The organism is Streptomyces sp. NPDC055400 (assembly GCF_053644375.1).
This window is the reverse complement of the sequence record NZ_JBSHLM010000001.1, coordinates 143,425-162,041: the sequence shown is the minus strand read 5'-3', so window position 1 is coordinate 162,041 and position 18,617 is coordinate 143,425. Positions and strand designations below refer to the sequence as shown.

Annotated in this window: 13 protein-coding genes; 6 read left to right on the top strand and 7 right to left on the bottom strand. The window is 72.6% G+C overall.

Going from position 1 to position 18,617, the window contains the following annotated elements; translation table 11 throughout:
- Nucleotides 1-63: 63 nt before the first annotated feature.
- The 6 genes from ACWIGU_RS00735 to ACWIGU_RS00710 all read right to left on the bottom strand — a co-directional run bounded on the left by ACWIGU_RS00735 (nt 64) and on the right by ACWIGU_RS00710 (nt 11,074).
- Nucleotides 64-2,280 carry a hypothetical protein gene (locus ACWIGU_RS00735; protein ID WP_454396022.1) on the bottom strand — a complete coding sequence of 739 codons (2,217 nt, stop codon included), beginning with the start codon at nt 2,278-2,280 and terminating at the stop codon, nt 64-66.
- A gap of 133 nt (nt 2,281-2,413) precedes the next feature.
- Nucleotides 2,414-3,862 (bottom strand): TIGR02679 family protein, encoded by a 1,449-nt coding sequence (locus ACWIGU_RS00730; protein ID WP_454396020.1) that lies wholly within the window; start codon nt 3,860-3,862, stop codon nt 2,414-2,416.
- On the bottom strand, nt 3,859-7,974 hold the full coding sequence (locus ACWIGU_RS00725; protein ID WP_454396019.1) for a TIGR02680 family protein: 4,116 nt from the start codon (nt 7,972-7,974) through the stop codon (nt 3,859-3,861). Before ACWIGU_RS00725 ends, ACWIGU_RS00730 begins: the two co-directional genes overlap by 4 nt.
- The gene (locus ACWIGU_RS00720; RefSeq protein WP_454396017.1) at nt 7,971-9,227 is read right to left on the bottom strand and encodes a TIGR02678 family protein; all 1,257 of its coding nucleotides are present in this window, start codon (nt 9,225-9,227) and stop codon (nt 7,971-7,973) included. The genes ACWIGU_RS00725 and ACWIGU_RS00720 overlap by 4 nt, the downstream gene beginning before the upstream one ends.
- Nucleotides 9,224-10,804: a TIGR02677 family protein gene (locus ACWIGU_RS00715; protein ID WP_454396015.1), complete on the bottom strand. Its 1,581-nt coding sequence runs from the start codon at nt 10,802-10,804 to the stop codon at nt 9,224-9,226. Before ACWIGU_RS00715 ends, ACWIGU_RS00720 begins: the two co-directional genes overlap by 4 nt.
- Nucleotides 10,805-10,867: 63 nt before the next feature.
- Complete coding sequence (locus ACWIGU_RS00710; RefSeq protein ID WP_454396013.1) at nt 10,868-11,074, bottom strand: hypothetical protein; 207 nt, start codon at nt 11,072-11,074, stop codon at nt 10,868-10,870.
- Here ACWIGU_RS00710 and ACWIGU_RS00705 point away from each other — a divergent pair.
- On the top strand, nt 11,073-11,375 hold the full coding sequence (locus ACWIGU_RS00705; protein WP_454396011.1) for an SDR family NAD(P)-dependent oxidoreductase: 303 nt from the start codon (nt 11,073-11,075) through the stop codon (nt 11,373-11,375). The two genes, ACWIGU_RS00710 and ACWIGU_RS00705, sit on opposite strands and share 2 nt — an antisense overlap.
- A gap of 22 nt (nt 11,376-11,397) precedes the next feature.
- Here the strand turns inward: ACWIGU_RS00705 and ACWIGU_RS00700 are convergent, their stop codons facing one another.
- On the bottom strand, nt 11,398-12,177 hold the full coding sequence (locus ACWIGU_RS00700) for an IclR family transcriptional regulator (RefSeq protein WP_454396010.1): 780 nt from the start codon (nt 12,175-12,177) through the stop codon (nt 11,398-11,400).
- 134 nt (nt 12,178-12,311) lie between these two features.
- Between ACWIGU_RS00700 and ACWIGU_RS00695 the strand changes: the two genes are divergently transcribed.
- From ACWIGU_RS00695 to ACWIGU_RS00675, 5 genes are read left to right on the top strand one after another with little or no spacing between them, the layout of a single operon-like run.
- A complete protein-coding gene (locus tag ACWIGU_RS00695; protein WP_454396008.1) occupies nt 12,312-13,769 on the top strand; it encodes a carotenoid oxygenase family protein in 1,458 nt (485 codons plus the stop codon).
- 39 nt (nt 13,770-13,808) lie between these two features.
- Complete coding sequence (locus tag ACWIGU_RS00690; RefSeq protein WP_454396006.1) at nt 13,809-14,486, top strand: nuclear transport factor 2 family protein; 678 nt, start codon at nt 13,809-13,811, stop codon at nt 14,484-14,486.
- Complete coding sequence (locus tag ACWIGU_RS00685; protein WP_454396004.1) at nt 14,483-15,970, top strand: aldehyde dehydrogenase family protein; 1,488 nt, start codon at nt 14,483-14,485, stop codon at nt 15,968-15,970. The genes ACWIGU_RS00690 and ACWIGU_RS00685 overlap by 4 nt, the downstream gene beginning before the upstream one ends.
- A gap of 18 nt (nt 15,971-15,988) precedes the next feature.
- Nucleotides 15,989-17,047 (top strand): amidohydrolase family protein, encoded by a 1,059-nt coding sequence (locus ACWIGU_RS00680; protein ID WP_454396002.1) that lies wholly within the window; start codon nt 15,989-15,991, stop codon nt 17,045-17,047.
- A 40-nt stretch (nt 17,048-17,087) separates the two neighbouring features.
- Complete coding sequence (locus tag ACWIGU_RS00675) at nt 17,088-18,572, top strand: MFS transporter (protein WP_454396000.1); 1,485 nt, start codon at nt 17,088-17,090, stop codon at nt 18,570-18,572.
- The last annotated feature ends 45 nt before the right edge of the window (nt 18,573-18,617 follow it).

Here is an 18,617-nt window from a genome sequence, read left to right as displayed (position 1 = left end):
AACCCGTGCACCAACTCCCACCAGGGCGGATGTGGTTACCGGCAAGGGCACCGTGGACACGGCTCAGTGGCGCCTCTTGCGCTTCTTGCGTTTGCCTGTGGAGCTCCCGCCGCCCTTGTGTCGTCGGGCGGCGACCGCGCGCAGTCGTCCGCGGGAGGCTGCCTCCCTGTGCAGCGCGGCGATGTCGATCCGGCCGAGCCGTTGCAGGCTCGTCTGGTCCGGGTGGCCGGAGGCGAGAGCCACGTCGAGCATGGTGGCGAACGCGTCGGCGTCGCCACGGTGATGGCCCGTATGCTGCAACAGGGCTTCCTCGCCGCCGACTTCGCGCATCAGGAGCAGGCTTTCGGCGGCCGTCAGGGCGATCTCTCGGTCATCCAGCTCATCGCCTGCCCGGGCCAGCGCCTGGGCTACCTCCTCGGGAGCGCCGTCCGCCTCGTTCGCCGCTTGCTCCTGTGCGACCAACAGTGCGCTGGGGCGCAGTTCGTTGTCGCCGGTGAGAGCGGAAAGCAGCTCGGGCCCGCGCCCGTCGGGCAGTTCCTCGGCCAACAGACGCAGCAGCGCATGGCGTCGGGAGTGCAGTCGTACACGGCCCAGAGCGTCGGTGAGCATTGTGCGGGCCGGGTCCCAACCGCCGCGTGCCTCGATCCAGCCGGCCAGTTCCGTACGGGCGTGCGCGGGGTCGTACTCGTCAAGGAGGGTCGCCAGGAGCGCGGGCCCTTCGGCGTCCCGCAGGTCGCCGATGGCCGGGGCGCTGCGGCCGAGGGACATCAACAGGCTGCGGACGGCGTACGTGCCCAGCGGGGTGAGGCGGAGGAGTTCCGTGTCGCCGCGCGCCGCGGTGCCGTCCAAGTCGCGCAGGTGTTCCGCGAAGACGGCGTCGGGCGTGCCCCGTTCGAACGTGACCATGCCCGCCGCGGCCAGCAGCTCCAGGACGGCGCGCAGTTCGGCGGTGGATCGCTCATCGGCCGCCTCCCGCGCCTCGGGCGTCGCGAACCAGCCGTCGTCCGCCAGGTGACCTTCATGGACCTGGGCGCACAGCAGCGGCCACGGCATGGCGAACGGCATCCCGTACAAGGTGGCCAGGATGTCGGTGAGCAGCAGGTCGAAGCGTGGGTAGAGATCGGACGGCACGTCCCACACCGGGCCCGTGAGCAGGGGGTCCCGCAGCTCGGGCAGGGCGGTCAGCGCGCGGGTGGCCAGAGCGAGCGGATCCTCACGCACCGCGCGGGCGCCGGCCACGGCGACGAGGCGGCCGCGGTACACCCGTACGAGCCGGGCCTGCCGCGCCCAGTCCACGAGCAGCCGCAGGAAGGGGAGCTGGTCGGCCCGGCGGACGCGTTCCCGGGAATCTCCGGCGAGATGGGTCAGGGGACCCGCGGCTTCCCCCAGCCCTCGGTCGGTGCCGAGATGGCCGGCCAGGGCGAGGGCGTCGGCGACCTTGAGGCGGCCCGTCCCGGTCACCGGCCGCCCCTCGGCGCCCACCCAACGTGCCACCTCGGCGAGTTGTTCCAGCAGGTCCGATCCGGCCGCGGCCCGGCGCAGCGCTGCCGTGTCGCCGAGGTCGACGACGGGCAGCGGCAGCGCCCGCTCCTGCAGCAGGCTGCGACCGCCCGGCCCGGCCCCGGTGTTCAAGGCCGCCCCGAAGAACTGGTTCTCCATGATCTGGGCGAGCTGCTTCTCGTCGTACGCGACCCGTCCGGCGCGGGCGTCGGACAGGAAGCGGTCCAGGGCCCGCTCGTCATGGATGTCGACGCCGTCGCGGGCGGCGGTGAGCATCCAGAACTTGGCCGGCCCCATGAAGTGCGGGTCCTGCATGGCGGCCTCGTGGTCGGCCCGCAACTCCTGTGCCAGCGAAGCCAGTCGGTGTGGATCGTCGGAGCGCGGGTCGAGAACGCCGGTGTCGGCCAGGAATGCGACGAGGGCGGTCAGCGCGCCGGGTGCGTCGTGTTCGGCGGCCTCGTCCAGCGGAACGGTGACCCGCCGCGGCAGCCACTCCAGCAGCACGGCCCGCACATGCTCCTCGCGCCACAGGGCAAGGCGTCCGTCCACCGTGGAGAGGTGGCGGTACTCCAGCATGTTCCCCAGGAGAAACGCGTCGACGGTGGAGCCGAGTGGGCCGCCGGGTGCCGGTGCTCGGCCGGTCGGCGCCTCCTGCCGATCGGCATGGTGCTCGGCGACGAGGCGTACCAGCATGTCGCAGGTCGTCTCGAATGCGTCGCCTTCGGCCTCGGTTCCCGCCTCGTCGGGGGATTCGGCCTCGGGATCGAACAGTAGCCTCATTCTTTGCTCCCCTTTGTCTTGCCCGTTTTCCCGGGCGCCGGGCCTGCGCGCTACGAGGCTACGCGACCGCGCCTCTGGCGAATCGGGCCCGCGATCGGTGGTCTGCCGTGGCTTCTGGGAGATGCGGCACCGCTCATCTCTGCTCGAGCTCCGGCCGCAGTCTGTCGACGACAGGTGCGATGCCTTGCATACCGAGATCCTTGACCAGCGCGTCCATCACCGTTTCCTCTTCGACGCGCACGCCGAACTCCCTCAGGGCCGGGGCGAGTTCGGAGTCCCACGGGGCGGCGACCGGGGTGCCCGCCAGCGGCGGCAGGCCCGGGCGATGAGCGGCTTGCCGGTAGTCGGCCGTCCGATAGCGCCATGGCCGCCAGGGCACGTGGCGCAGCAGGCCGGCGGCGATCCTGAGGCCGCCCCAGTCGAAGTCGCCGTGGTAGTGGAGGGTGACGCCCTGCGCGTGGGCCCGACGCAGGAGGGTGAGGGCGGCGGCCGACGGCTGGCCCTGGAGGCAGATGAGGGGTGGGCAATGAGGGCCGTGGGCGTCCGCGGCGGCCGAGAGGACCGCCGGGTTCTCGCAGACCCAAAGGGATCGAGCGGTCAAGTCAATTGGACGATAGTTGAGTTGGCGTAGTGTCAGAACGGCTGGTTCACCTGCGTCAGCATGCCACTCCAGGGCCGGTGTGCCGCGCAGGTTCTGGGTGAGAACGGTGGAGGAGACGTCGTCCCTGAGCAGTCCGGCGGAGGCCCAGGCGTCGCGTCGCCACTGTGCGCCGGAGCCGGGAGGGTGCCCGGTGAGCGCGCGCACGCCGGAGAGCAGCACGGTGGCGAGGGGGCGGCCGTCGTCCAGGGCGTGCGCGTCACCGAGTACGCGGGCGGCGAAGGTGCTCAGGGCGAGCGGCGGTTCGGCGGGCAGCTCCCGCAGGGCGCGTACCGTCTGCTCGACGAGGAGCGCGGCGGTGTGTGGATCACCGGCAAGGCGGCGCACCAGGCCCTCGCGGGGCAGCCGCTCGGACCAGACGGCGAGCGCGGGGGAGCTTGAGGGCGAGGTGGCTCCGGCGGGCTCATGGAGCGCAGCGTCACCGGCGGGCTCGCCGAGTGCTGTGCCGCTGTCAGCTGGGTCGAGTGGTGTGTCTCCGACCGGCTCGGCCAGGGATGTGTTTCCGCCCGGCTCGGCCAAGCGTGTGATCCCGCTTGGCTCGGCCAGCGATGTGGCCCCCGAGAGCTCCCCGAGCGGTGCGTACGCCGCGTCCCAGGCCCGCGTCTCCCGCTCGCGGGCGGCACTGATCGGCTCCACGGGGCCGCCCAGGGCGACGAGGGCGGCGGCGAGTCCTTCGGGGCTCACGCCCGAGCGCCGCAGCAGTTCGTCCAGCGCGTCCAGGCGCACGGTCAGCGAGCGGCCCGCGCGTGGGGCACGCCCCAGGAGGCGTTCGACCGCGGCCCGTTGGGGCGGGGTCGGGGCGGCCAGGGTGACGGGTCCGGTCAGCGGCTCCTCGCGTGCCATGCGCCGCCGGGCCCGCTCGACGAGCCAGGTCAAATCCGAGTCGCCCAGCAGTCGTTGGAGTCGTCCCACATCGACGCTCACACCGTCACCTGCTCACGCGGGTCGTCGACGCGCGTCCGCGCGGTGCCGTCCCACTCCCAGCGTGTGACGAGCACGGCCGCGACCTCGTCGACGCGGGAGAGCTGGGCGATGGCGACGCCGGGCACCTGCGGGTAGCAGGCCCACTCGCGTTCGCTGGTCATCACCACGTCCAGGTCGAAGGCGTGGAGCAGGCCGAGGCACTTGGCGCGCGAGTCGTCGTCCACGCCCGCGAACGCCTCGTCCAGGGTGATCAGGCGCGGCGCGTACGGGCTCGCGGCGCTCGCGTAGTGCGAGGAGGCGGCGGCGAACAGCGGGACGGACACGGCGAGGACGCGCTCCCCGCCGGAGGCGGGCCCGGTCGCCGGGACCCACTTGCCGTGCTGCCGGCGCTCGACGCCGAACTCGTGCCAGGTGCGGTAGTCGAGGGCCTGGGTGAGGTGTTCCAGCCAGCTGCCGGAGGCGTCCTCGGACTGGTGGCGGGCGATCTGTCCCTGCAGGAACTCGCCGACGGCCGCCCGGTCCTCGCGCGACCATGCGTCGGCCGACTGGCGCAGCCGCTCCCGGGCCTGCCCGAGCCCGGCCGGCGCGGAGCGGGCGGGCCGCCACACCAGCCTGAGCTGCATGCCGGTGGAGGTCGGCCGCTCCTCCAGCTCCGTGTTCATGGCCTGCACCCGACGCTCCGCCGTAATGATCAACTCCTGGAGGGTGCCCGCGACTTCGGTGAGCAGATGCGTTTCCAGGATCTCCCGCTCGTGCGCGGACAGGATCCGCTGCAGCTCGCCGACCTCCGTGCCGAGCGCCTCGGCGAGCTCCGCGACCCCGCGTTCACGGCCCTGGTACTCGATGTCGACGATCATGCCGTCCTCGACCATCCGCGCGGACGCGCTGTGGCCGCCCCGGGAGAGGCTGTCCTGGAGCTTCTTCAGCTCGGAGTTGAGGTGCGACTGGACGCGTTCCCAGGCGGCGTCTGTGTCCTCGGTGCGGGTCAGTTCGGCCTCGACGGCGCGGGCGAGGGCGACGGCGGGGGTGGCGGCCCAGGCCGGTCCGTGCGGGTCGGGGGCGGGAATGTCGGGCAGGGCGAGGGCGAGTAGTCCGGTGGTGGCGAAGCGCTGCAGGGCGCCGATCGCCTCGGCGCGGCTCGCGGCGGCCTGTGCCACGTCCTGGTCGAGCTGGTCGATTCGGCCTTCGGCGCGGCTGGCCCGGCGGTCGGCGGCGGCCCGTTCCTCGGCCGCCCGGCGCAGCGCCGTCTCGGTGTCGGTGAGGGCGCGGGCGGTGTCGGCGAGGCGCCGTTCGAGTTCGGCGACGGCCGCGCCGACCGTGGAGCGCAGCGTGGTGTGATGTTCCTCGGCCGCAGCGGCCTCATGGCCGCGCTCGTCGGCGCGCAGGGCGAGTTCGGCGGTGCGCTCCCCGGCCTGCTCGGCGTCCGCGCGTTCGCGCCTGACGGAGGACGTCGCCTCGGCCCGCTCGCGTAGGGCGGGCCACAGGGCGGCGAGCGCGAGCGCGTAGTCGGTGAGCGCCTGGCGTACGGAGGTCAGGGCCTCCCGCTCTGCGGGCAGGGCGAGTTCGGCCGCGGCGGCGGTGAGCTCGGTGCGGGCCGCGTCGGCCCGCACCGCGGCCTCGGCCAGATCTTCGGTCCGCTCGGCGTGCCGTTCCTGGGCGCGCCGGGTGGCCTCGCCCGCCGCGACGGACCGTGCGTGCGCCTGCCGCAGCGGTGCGTCGTCGGGGACGGCATCGAGTTCCACGTCCAAGGTGCGACGCCGCACCGTGACGGCTTCCCGCTCGCCCAGACTGGAAGTCAACTCGCCTTCCAACAAGGTGAGTTCATCGTGCAGTACGTCGATTCGAGCGCGCCGCGCCTCCTCGCGTGCGCCTTCGCCGACGAACTCCGCGGCCGGCTTGGCCCAGCTGCCGCGCAGCACGCCGACCCGGAAACGGCCGTCGACGGCGACCCAGGTGTGCGCCCCGTCCTCTTGCGCTCCGAGTCCGATCGATGCGAGGAGCCGCTCGACGGCCGTCTCGCCCACGGCCGACGCGAGCCGGTCGCCGTGATCGACGGCCGGGCGCAGCACCTGGCCCAGATGGGGTTCCGCAACGGGCCCCTCGGGTGCGACGAGGATGACGTCGTGGCCCGCACGCGGATCGGCATCGAGATCGAGCAGGGCGCCGTCCGGACTCACCCAGGCGTCGAGCAGCCCGCCCGCCTCCAACGCGGCCTCGACACTGGCCCGTTGGCCGTCGTCGAGGCCCTCTCGGAAGTCGACGAGCCGCCACAGCGGAGCGCCCGGCCGACCTTCGCGTACCGAAGGGGTACGGGTCGCGGGTGCGACGGGAGCCCGCTGCCCACCCGTCTCCAGGCGTGCCAGCTCGGCCCGCGCTTGCGCGGTCCGCGCCTCGATCTCGTTCTGGCGCTGCGTCAACAACGCCTCCAGCTCGGCCAGTTCGCGCCCCACGGCGCGATGGGCGGCCGCGGTCTCCTCGCGCACGGGACCCGGCCCCTCCAGGTGAGCGCCCCAGTCCTGCAGCCGGTCGAGCAGCCCCACCGGGTCGGCTGGCCTCAACTCCGTACAATCATCGAGGTGTTCGGACACGTCGCAGACCAGGCGGCGTACGGCGTCGGCCACGGCTCCCTCGGTGTCGGCCTGCCGGGTGCGGCACTGGTCACGTTCGGCGGCCGCCTCGTCCAGGCGGCGCAGCGCGGTGAGCCGCTCGGCCTCGGCAGTCCCGTCATCACGGGCGAGCCGCTCGACGTGGTCGACGGTGCGGTGCCGGCGGGCGAGGGCCTCCTCGGCGGCACGCCGCAGTTCGGGCACGGCGGCATCGTCGCTGCCGCCTGGCCGGCCGTCGTCGCCCAGCCGATCGTCGATGGCGGGCTCGCCGTCCAGGGCCCCCGCGCTCGCATGCTCCCTCGCCTGGCCGAGGATCTGGGCCACCTGTTCACCGGCGGCCTCGGCCCGCCGGTGCGCCGTGCCGAGCCGGTCGAGCGCCCGAGTGTGCGCGAGGGCGGCCCGGTCCCGGTCGTCGGCGGCCTGCCGGTGCGCCGCCGCCGTACGGGAAGCCTCCCGCGCGGCACGCTCCAACTCGCGGGCGCTGCGCATCTCGGGACCCGCGCGCAGCGCCGCGTCCTGCGCCTTCAGCCGCGTCGTGGTCTCCTCAAGCTCTGCGATCCTGACCTCGGCCTCCTCCCGCTCGGCCACGGCGCCGCCTTTCTCCTCCTGGGCCTGGGACAGGTCACGGTGGAGCTGCTCGTAGCGCGCGTGCTCACTGCGCGGCGGCCGGGCGCGGCGGCGCGAGGCCACGCGCGCGTAGCGGCGGTAGTGCTCCAGGAAACCGCTCGCGGCGCGCTCGGCCTCCGCCGCGGCCCGCAGCTCGTCCTTCTCCTCGTCCAGGGAACGGAACGCCTCCGCCACGTCGGCGACCACGGCCTGGTCCATCGGCGGCAGTGCCTCGGTCAGCGCCTTGGACAGGGCCGCCTCGTTGGGCCGCTTGGACAGCTGCGGCTGCCTCAGCTGGACGAGCAGGTCGACCAGGGCCGCGTACCGCTGTTCGCCGAGCCCGAACAGCGCCTCGTCGACGGCCCTGCGGTAGGCGCGCGCCTGGTCGTACACCCTGCCGTGTCCGCCGATCGCCTCGATCAGACGGTCCCGGCCCAGCGCGCTGCCCGTCGCGTCCAGCAGCCTCAGCTCGGGCCCCATACGCTGCTCCGTGACGGCGAACCAGTGCCGGGCGATGCCCCTCCCCGTGACCGCCTTGAGTCCGCACAGCAGGGTGCGGTAGTGCGCGCGCCCGCCCTCGTCGAGGCGCCCGAACTCGATCCAGGTGTAGCCGAGCCGCTCCGGATGCGGGTGTTCCCCGCCCAGGAGCAAATTCCACTCCATGCGCTTCTTCGGGTCACCGTCGGGCTCGACGCGGCGCGCGGACAGGTCGCCGTCGAGCAGGAACGGCACGGTCAGGGCGAGCACCTTCGACTTGCCGGTGCCGTTGTTGCCGCGCAGCAGCAGCCGTCCGTCGCGGAACCAGAACTCTTCCTCGTCGTAGTAGAAGAGGTCGACGAGCCCGGTCCGCAGCGGCTGCCAGCGGCCTCGGGCGGGGGCGGGCAGGGTGCCGCTCTTCACTGGGTGGCCTTTCGTGCCGAGGCGGATACGTGGGCGCGGGCGCGTCGTTCGAGGACGACGGTGTCACCGACGGCGTAGCGGGCGAGCGCGGGACGGGGCGCGGCGCCGTCGGCGCCGCGGGTGATCAGATCGAGGGCGGCGAGCTTGGTCAGTGCCTGCTCGACGAGCTCGATCTCGGCGCCCGCCGCCTTGGCGCTCTTGGACCAGAATCCGGCGAATTCGACGCCGAGTTCACGGATATGGCGGTGCAGTTCGACGTCCGCCACCGGTGTGCCCGCCGCCGCGAGATGCTCGGCGAGCAGCAGCGTCACATGCCCGTGTGTACCCTGCTCCGGCATCCGTACGTCGGTGAGGTCGTCCTGCGGGTCGACCATCGCGATGCCCTCGGCGCGGACCTCGGCGACCAGGCCGGTCAGTTCGCCGATCCGGGCCAGGATGAACGGCCGCTGCTTGGTGAGATAGGCCAGCTCGGCATCGCTCAACTCGTCGTAGTACAGCACCGGATCATCGATCAGGCGGCGCGTCAGATGCCGGCGGATCGCACTGAACCGCGCCTCCTCGGTGTCGAGAGCGCTGTCGGTGGTCAGCTCCACGAGCCGCTCGTACGCCTCCGTGGCCCGGACCGTCGACGGGCCGCGGCGGGTGGCGAGCAGCCCGGCGAGCACCCGCCGCTCGACGTCGTACAGCACATCGCCCGCGCCGCTCACATACGCGTCCTCGTCACCGGCCACCCGGCGCAGCACGCCGAGATCGAGCAGCACCCGTACGACGGCGGCCAGATCAAGCCGCTCGTCCCGTCGCTCCAGAGTGAACTCGATCCCGGTGGCGGTCAGTTGGGGGTCGGCGGCGTCCAGGACGATGTGCTCGGCGAGCCGACCGAGCGCGATCTGTGCCTCGCCGCGCTCCAGGGCCGCAAGGGCCAGGCACAGCAGGACGTAGCGGCGCCGGGTGAAGGGGGCCTGGGTACGGGTGGCCTCGCGGGCGGGATGGGTCGCGTCGTCGAGCCTGCCCGGTGTCTTGCGTAGCCGGGCCGCCTCCGCGTCCACCTGCAGCGCCCAGCCGGTGTTGCGCTCGAACCACTCGCGCAACTCGGAGGCGTGACGCCGTACGAGGCGGAACTCCTCCGCGTACGGGCCGTGCGCGAGCAGCAGAGGTCGCTTCAGCAGGGCGCGCGCCGCCCGGCGCAGCTCGGCGGCGCGCTGCCCCTCCAGAACCTCGGCCAACGGCGTACTGGCTGTACTCGGCGTGCTCATCGTCCGCTCCCGCCCGTGATGTCGCGGATCTCAATCAGGTGGTCGGGCCCGCGCAGAACCCCGTCCGGTGTCCGGATCTCGGCCCGTCCGCCGCCCGGCAGCAGTGCGAGCCGGATCTCCATGGAGCCGTCGTTGCTGGTCGCCACCGTGCGCGTCATGCCGGGCCGCCAGGTGGCGAGCGCGTCGCCGAGCAGCTGCAGGAACAGGCCGAACGCCACCTGATCCAGCTCGCCCAGATCGGAGAGGCGGACCTCTCCCCGCGTCACGAGACGTCGCCGGGCCTCGGCCATCTGTGCCGATTGCTGGGCCGCGAGTGCGGCAAGCGCGCGCCGCCCCGCCGACCGGTCCTCCACCTTGCGGGCCTTGCCGCGCCGCTCATAACTCCCGGTCCGCCGCAGCTGCGGGCTGATCCGCAGCGGATCGGCCCGCTCCCACGATGTGGCGGGTGGCACGGGATCGGCGTCCCGCGCCGCCAGGGTGTCGGCGTCCACCGTCAGATGCCGTGCCGGATACAGGCCGAACGCGGTGCGCCACAGCCGGTGCCGTGCCGCTTCGTCGGGCGCCTCGGCGAACCAGCGGGCGAGCACCCGAAAGTCCGCGGACCGGTCCGAACGCCCGGACCTGCGCTCGTTCAACATCCTGACGACAGCCAGGAGTTGCGGAATCGCACCGAGCGCCTGCCCGCGCAGCAGACGGGCCTGCGAAGCACGCCCCTCGCCCTGTGTGTCCGACAGGAACCAGGCGCGCAGTCCCGCCCACTTCTCCCGCCACCGCTCCAGCGCGGCCTTCTCGGCGATCGAAGCTTCCGCCGGTGAGGCGTCGGCGGCCTCGCGCGCCGCCGCAGCCCGCAACAGCGGGTCCACATCGCCGAGTTCAGTGAGGAGCAGGGCTATTCGGCCGCCCAGGGTGATCAGATCCTGGATGAACCGCTCCAGGTACTGGATCAGCCGGTCCTTGTACGCGAGGAAGTCCTCGACCTCCACCTCGTGCAGGTCGATGGTGCGCTGCAGGGACCCCATGAACGCCCGCGCGTTCTCCGCGAGCGCGGCGAAGCGGCTGCCGAGCGCGACGAGGGTGAGGTGCGTGCGAGTGGGGTCGGGTGCGGGCTCCGCCGCGAGCACCAGCAGGGTACGCAGTTGGGCGACGATGTCGTGCAGCGCCACGGCCTGCAACGCGCCTCGCCGCCCGAGGGCCTCGCCGAAGACACCAAGCGCCTCCTCGGCGGCCTCACCGGCCCGGGTCAGCTGGTAGATGAACCGTTTGCGGTAGAAGTCCTCGACCGCGGTGACCCTCGCCGTGTCCGGGTCGGCCCGCAGATTCCCCCAGCCGACCAGGCTGTCCAGGGCCTTGGCCACATCTTCCACGTCGGCGGGGCGCCGCTCGGTGGGAAGCGCGGCCTGCACGTCTTCGGGCCGCAGATGCACCGTGAACCGCTCCTTGGCGCCGACGAAGACGTCCATCACGGCGCGGTAGAGCGCGGCGTTCGGCACGGTCAGGTGAGCGAACGCGGCGTAATCGTCGGACGGATCGAAGCCAGGAGGTTGTGCCTTCATCATCGGCCATTCTTCCTGATGCACGACGTCGGCAAGCGTGGCCCTGCCACATCCCTTCGGGGACCACGGAGCCTCACGGCCAGGGGCTCACCGCCAGGGTGAGGACCCGTCGTCGGCGACGACCGGACAGTCGCCCCGGTGGACCACCCAAGTCTCGTGCTCGTCAGGATCGACCTCGGCCCAGCACAGCGCCGCCAGTTCGACGGGAAGCAGCAGGTCGGCGGCCGGTCCGCCCGCGGGCGCCGCCACCGTCAACGTCTCCTCCGTCGGCGCCCGCGGCACCGGACCCGCCATGGTCTACACCGTCGCCAAGGCGGGCCTGGAGAACCTGACCAAGGGCGCCGCCACCACCCTCGGCCCGCGCGGCATCCGCGTCAACGCCGTCCAGGTCGGCGGCATCTGGTCCTCCTTCGCCGCCGCCAACATGGCCGAGGGGATGCGCGAACCACGCCGCCGCGCCATCACCCTCGGCACCGAGGGCACCCCCTGGGACATCGCCTACGCCGCCCTCTACCTGGCCAGCGACAAGGCCCGCTGGGTCTCCGGGCACGTCCTCACCGTCGAGGGCGGCGGCATGACCCGCCCGAGCCGCTGAACCCGCGAGGCGTCCGGTGCTCTCAGGCCGACGCACCGCGCAGCCGTCGCTCGATGCGTTCCGCCGCCGCGGCCACCATGGGGGCCATCGCGCTCGCCTCCCGCCCTGTGGACATCCGCGCCCGGGGCACCGCCAGCGTCACCGCGGCGCGCGGCTCGCCCGTGCCCGTGCGCACGCACGCGCCGATTGCTGCCACACCGCGGTCGCTGTCGCCGAAGGCGGCCGCCCAGCCGCGCTTGCGTATCCGTTCCAAGTCGCGCAGCAGGCCCGGCCAGTCCGCGCCGTCCTCGCTCAGCAGCGGGCCCGGAATGCGGCGGCGCAGCTCCTCCTCGTCGTAGCAGGCGAGCATCGCCCTGCCGCCGGCCGTGCGGTGTGCGGGGAGCACGACGCCCACGCGCGAGGCCACCCGGTCCCGGCCGCGGCCCTCCAGGCAGGACACGAACCGGATCCGGGGACCTTCGAGGACGACGAGGCCCGCCGTCTCCCCTGCCTGCGCGGCGAGTTCGCGCAGGACGGGATCGGCGGCGTCCCGGAGGCTGATCGCCGCCGTCGTGGCCAGGGACAGCTCCAGGACCGCGGGCCCCGTGATGTACGGCGCGCCAGGACGGTCCTGCCGTACGAAGCCGACGTGCTTGCACGTGCGCAGCAGCCGGTGCGCGGTGGAGGCGCCGACGCCCAGCTCGGCCGCCACTTCGGAGAGGGTCACGGAGCCGCGCTGAGCCACCAACAGGACAAGCCGCAGCGCGTGGTCCGCCGACTGGAGGACTCCGGTGGACGGTTCCTGACCCGGTGATTTCCGCATAGAGGAATCGTAGGGAGTTTCCTTGCTGCCGCAGGAAATCCGCTGTTTACCTGACTGTGACGAGGGTCACTGGGCTCGCCTCGGAGGGCCGCCCCGTCAACTCACCAGCCCCGCACGCCCTTTGGAGATGCCGCATGCCCGCGCCCCGATTCCCGGAGACCCCGGTGTTCACCGGCGCCAACGCCCCGATGCGGGTGGAGGCCGACATCATGGACGTCGAATGCGTGCAGGGAGAGGTGCCCGCACAGCTCGACGGCACGTACTACCGGGTGGTCGCGGACCACCAGTGGCCGCCGCTGCTCGGCGACGACATCAAGTTCAACGGCGACGGCATGGTCATGTCGATGCGCTTTCGCGACGGCCACGTCGACTTCAAGAGCCGCTACGTGCGCACCCCCCGTTTCGTCGCCCAGGCACAGGCGCGGCGCGCGCTGTTCGGCGCCTACCGCAACGCCCACACCGACGACCCCGCCGTGGCGGGGATGCGCCGCGGTCTGGCCAACACCAACGTGTTCTGGCACGCCGGCAAGCTCTTCGCGGCGAAGGAGGACAGCCCGCCGATCCGCATCGACCCGGACACCCTGGAGACCCTCGGCGAGGACACCTTCGAGGGCGCCCTGACCTCCGAAACCTGCACCGCACACCCCAAGTTCGACCCACGCACGGGGGAGATGGTGTTCTTCGGGTACGCCGCGAAGGGCGAGACCACGCCGGACATCGCCTACTACGAGGCCGACGCCAAAGGCCGCATCGTGCACGAGACCTGGCTCACCGCCCCGTACGCGAGCATGGTCCACGACTTCGCCGTCACCCAGAACTTCGTGGTCTTCCCGATCATCCCGCTGGTCAGCGACGCGGAGCGACTCAAGGCCGGCGAGCCGATCTTCGCCTGGGACCCGTCGAAGGACGTGTACCTCGGGGTGCTGCCGCGCAAGGGCCGGGCGCGGGACGTGCGCTGGTACCGGGCCTCCAACCGGTTCGCCAGCCACATCATGGGCGCCTGGGACGACGGCCGGCACGTCCATGTGGACACACCCGTCTCCGAGTCGAGCTACTTTCCCTTCTTCCCGGACCTGTCCGGTGCCCCGTACGACCCGGCGCGCACCAAGGGCTTCCTGTCGCGCTGGACCGTCGACACCCAGGCGGCGCCCGAGGACGGCTTCACGGAAAAGCGGCTGACGGACACGGCCGGCGAGTTCCCGCGGATGGACGACCGGCACGAGACCCTCCCGTACCACTGGGGCGTCATGGCCGCATACGAGGTGCCCGGCCAGGAGCGGCCGGGCGGCGGCTTCCGCTGGGTGGCGGCCGTCGACCACCGCACCGGTGCCACCACGACGCACTACGCCGGCGACCACACATCCGTCGCCGAGCCCGTGTTCATCCCCGCCCACGACGACGCCGCCGAGGGCGAGGGATATGTCCTCGCCGTCGTCGGCCGCCTCGCCGAGAACCGCAGCGATCTGCTCATCCTCGACGCCCGCGACATCTCCGCCCCGCCCGTCGCCACCCTGCGCTTCCCGATGCGCGTCCCCTACGGGCTGCACGGCAACTGGATCACCGCCGCCGAGCTCGCCCACCGCGCCGTCTGACCGCCTGCTCCCACCACACACGCCACATACGGAGGAACCGTGACCGTCACCCTCGAGGAACTCGCCCGGCGGCTCGACCGTGTCGAGTCCCTGCTCGCCATCCGCAATCTGCAGCACGCGTACGGCTACTACCTCGACAAGACCCTCTACTCCGAGGTCGTCGAGCTCTTCACCGAGGACTGCCAGATCGTCTTCATGGGCGGCGTCTACCGCGGCCGCGCCGGCGCCGAACGGCTGTACCTTCAGCGCTTCCGGCAGAGGTTCACCGACGGCCGCAACGGTCCGATGCAGGGCTTCCTGCTCGACCACCCGCAGCTGCAGGACGTCATCACCGTCTCAGAGGACGGCGGCAGCGCCCGGGCGCGGCTGCGCACCCTGATGCAGGCCGGCACGCACTACACCGTCAAGGCCGCGGGCGAGCAGCGCAGCAGCCGCGACCAGTGGTGGGAGGGCGGCATCTACGAGAACGAGTACCTGCGGGTCGACGGCGTCTGGAAGATCCAGCGGCTGAACTACCAGCCGCTCTGGCACGCCGACTTCGAGACCGGCTGGGCCCGCAGCGAGCAGCACTTCGTGCCTGAGGACGTCGCCTTCCCGGAGAATCCAGTCGGCCCCGACGAGCTGGTCGACAAGCCGCACGAGCTGTGGCCGTCCACCGACGTCGTCCCCTTCCACTACCCGCACCCGGTCACCCGCGAGGAATGGAAGCAGCAGTGAGCACCGCGCCGGTCCTGATCGCGGGGGAGCCACGGCACGGCATCGCATACGACGATGTCGTCAACCCGGCCCGTACCCGCGAGGTCGTCGGGCGCTATGCGCGGGGCGGGGCGGACGACGTGGACGCGGCGGTGCGGGCCGCCCACGAGGCCTTTCCCGGGTGGGCTGCCCTGACCGCAGCCGAGCGGGCCGCGTATCTGCTCCGGGCCGCCGACGAGTTGGACGCCTCCGTCGAGGAGCGGGCCGTGCTCATCACCAGGGAGACCGGCAAGGTCCTCGGCGAGGCCCGCGTCGACGCCGGCGGCGCCGGGAACCTGCTGCGGTCCTTCGCCGCGCTCGCCGCGCAGGTCGACGCCGAGGAGGAGCTGGCCACCGGCATCGGTCCGGCGCTCGTCCACCACGTGCCGATGGGCCCGGTCGGCGTCATCGCGCCCTGGAACACGCCCGTCCTCCTGGCCTTCATGGCGCTCGGGCCCGCCCTCATCGCCGGCAACACCGTCGTCGTCAAGCCCCCGGAGATCGCGCCGCTCGCGCTGAGCCGGACCCTCGCCGCGGTGGCGCGGGTGCTGCCGCCGGGGGTCGTCAACAGCGTCCCCGGCCGCGGCGACGGGGCGGGCGCCGCGCTCACCGCACACCCCCGCGTACGGAAGATCCTCTTCACCGGCTCCGTCGCCACCGGGCGGGCCGTGATGCGTGCGGCCGCCGGGAACCTCAAGTCACTCGGCATGGAACTGGGCGGCAACGACGCGGCGCTGGTGCTGGAGTCGGCGGACATCACGGAGGAGCTGGCCCGGGAGTTCATCGCGGGCACGTTCAGCGCCGCCGGGCAGATCTGCTACAACGTCAAGCGGATCTACGTCCATCGGTCGCGCCACGACGAGTTCGTCGCGGCCTACACCGACCTCGCCGCGCAGATCGTCGTCGGCGACGGACTCGACCCGCGTACGCACATGGGGCCGCTGGCCACCCGCGAGGGCTGCGAGCGGACGGCGCGGCTGCGCGCCGACGCCGAGAAGGCGGGCGCCCACGTGGCCACCGTCGGAGTGCGGGGCGAGGCGTGGGACCACGGCTGGTTCCAGTTGCCCACCGTCGTCACCGGCATCGACCCCGGCGCCGAACTGGTCACCACCGAGCAGTTCGGGCCCATCGTGCCCGTGCTCGCCTTCGACGACGAGGACGAGGCGGTACGGCTCGCCAACGACACCGAGTACGGGCTTGCGGGGTCCGTGTGGTCCACAGATGTGGACCACGCCACCGCCGTGGCCCGCCGGCTGGAGTGCGGCAGCGCCTTCGTCAACGTCCACCGCGTCGGCGCCTCGCCGATGGCCGTCCCCTTCGGCGGCATGAAGCAGTCCGGCATCGGCCGCAACCACGGGCTGCCGTCCGTACGGGCCTGCCAGGAGCCGCAGGCCGTCGTCCGCGTCGACCCTCCGGGCGCCCTGCCCGGTCTTCAGCACTGGACCGGGCTGACTCGCAGCTCGTAAACCCGCAAAGGACCTTGCATGCACGACCTCACCACCGGCGGCGACCGCGGCTACCTGCGCATCGCCACCGAAGAAGCCTTCGCCACCCCCGAACTCCTCGCCGAGTACCGCACGCTGCTGGACTCCGGCGAGGCCGACGACCCCGGCTTCAGCAGCCTCTGGGGCTTCTACGCCGGCGACAGCCCGCGCGCCCGGCTGCTGCGCGAACGCCTCGTCGACCTGGGCGAGCGCCGCCTGGCCGACATGGACGCCACCGGCATCGACCGGGCGATCCTGTCGCTGACCTCGCCCGGGGTGCAGATCTTCGACTCGGGTCGTGCGGTCGCCCTCGCCGAGCAGGCCAACGACGTGCTCGCCGACGCCTGCCGCCGCCACCCCGACCGCTACACCGGCCTCACCGCCATCGCCCCGCAGGATCCCGGCAAGGCCGCCGCGGAGATCACCCGCGGCCACCGCGACCTCGGCTTCCGCGGCGTCATCGTCAACTCCCACACCCAGGGCGCCTATCTGGACGACCCGCGCTTCGAGCCGATCCTGGCCACCGCCGAAGACCTCGGCACCCCGATCTACCTCCACCCCAACACCCCCTCCAAGGGCCTGATCGGCCCCCTCCTGGAGGCGGGCCTCGACGGCGCGATCTACGGATTCGCCGTCGAGACCGGGATGCACCTGCTGCGGCTCATCACCTCCGGCGTCTTCGACCGGCACCCACGGCTGCGTGTGGTCGTCGGCCATCTCGGCGAGGCGCTGCCGTTCTGGCTGCCGCGTCTGGACTTTATGCACGCCGCCAGCGTCAAGGCGGGCCGCTACGAGGCGATGCCGCCGCTGGAGCTCAAGCCCAGCGAATACCTGCGCCGCAACGTCTGGGTCACCACCTCCGGCATGGCCTGGCAGCCCGCGATCCGCTTCGTCCACGAAGTCCTCGGCGCCGACCGCGTGATGTACGCCATGGACTACCCGTACCAGTACGTCGCCGACGAGGTGCGCGCCCAGGACGACCTGCCCTTCCCCGACGCCGAGCTGCGCGCGTTCTTCCAGACCAACGCCGAGCACGTCTTCGGACTCCCGCCCGCCTGACCCTCCGCCTGAGCTCTGCCCGAGTCGCAAAGGAGCGACTGTGAACGCACCGTACTCGGCACCCCGTATGCGGGCCGTCCTCGTGGTGTTCGTCTACGTCACGCTCGGCTACGCCGTCTCCACCAACATGCTCGTGCCCCTCCTGCCGCAAGTGCAGCGGGAGTACGGCCTCGACGAGGTGCAGGCGGTGTGGGTGACGATCTCCACCTTCCTCACCGGCGCCCTGTTCATCCCGTCGCTGTGCCGACTCGCCGACATCCGGGGCTGGCGCAAGCAGATCCTGCTGGTCGCCGTGGCCTGCGTCGTCGTCGGCGGCGCGATCGCCGCCCTCAGCGAGAACCTGCCCACCTTGCTGCTCGGCCGCGGACTGCAAGGCATCGGCGCCGCCGCCACGCCGATGACCTCGGCCATCGTCAACGAGCACTTCACTCCGACCCTGCGCCGGATCGGCCTGCCCATCAAGGCGGCGTCGCTCTTCGCCGGCGCCGGTGGCGGCGGCATCATGGCGGCGCTGCTGGTGGACGAGGCAAACGGCTTCCGCACCCTGTTCTGGGTGTCGGCGGCGGTGCCCGCGCTGGGCCTCGCGCTGGTGGCGACAGCCGTGCCGGCCACGCCCACGATCCCGGACAGGCGGATCCGGGCCGTCGACATCCCGGGCGCGATCGGCTTCGTCCTCCCGGTGGCGGCGCTCGCCATCGCCTTCTCGTATGCCACTCAGTGGGGCTGGAGCTCGGCCCGATTCCTGGGCCTGTGCGCGTTCGGCGTCCTCGCCCTTCCCGTCTGGGTGGCGATCGAACGCCGCACCCGCGAACCGCTGGTGGACCTGAAGGTGTTCTTCTCCCGGCCCATCACCATCGCCAACATCTCCTCCGTCTTCGTGGGCTTCGCCATCTTCGGCTCGATGGCCTCCACCTCCACGTTCATCCAGATGCCGCCGGTCCCCGGCCTCGGCGGCCTGGGCAGGTCCGGCCTGACGGCGGCGCTGCTCATCCTCCCCGCCGAGCTGCTGATGCTGGGCTTCGGCCCGGTGATCGGCCGCCTCACGGCCCGCTGGGGCAAGGGCATGTTCCTGGTCGCGGGCCCGGCGGTGCAGGCCCTCGGCTACCTGCTCCTGATCGCCTCGCACGGCAGCCTGGCCGAGGTCGTCACCGCGATCGTGGTCATCGGCGCGGGCACCGGCCTGATCGGCCCGGTGTGGGCGCTGATGTACGTCGAGGACATCCCGCCCCAGCACGTCGGCCGGGTCTACGGCATCGCCCCGATCCTCTCCCAGGGCGTGGGCGGCTCCATATCCGGCGCCCTCTTCGCCGCACTGCTCGCGTCCAACCGCCTCCCCGGCGGCAAACTCCCCTCGGCGGACGGCTTCATCGCCTTCTGGTGGCTGGCCGCGGCGAGCGCGGTCCTCGCGGGCATCTGCGGCGCGGTCTACCTGAAGAGCTACGGCACCGGCGGCCCGCGCGACGGCGTGACGGAGTCCGCCGCGGCCCCCAAGGCCCCCAGGGACTCCGCTCCGACGGCCGCTTGACCTTCCCGTATCCCACGGCATCCGCCGTGGGATCACGACCCCCTG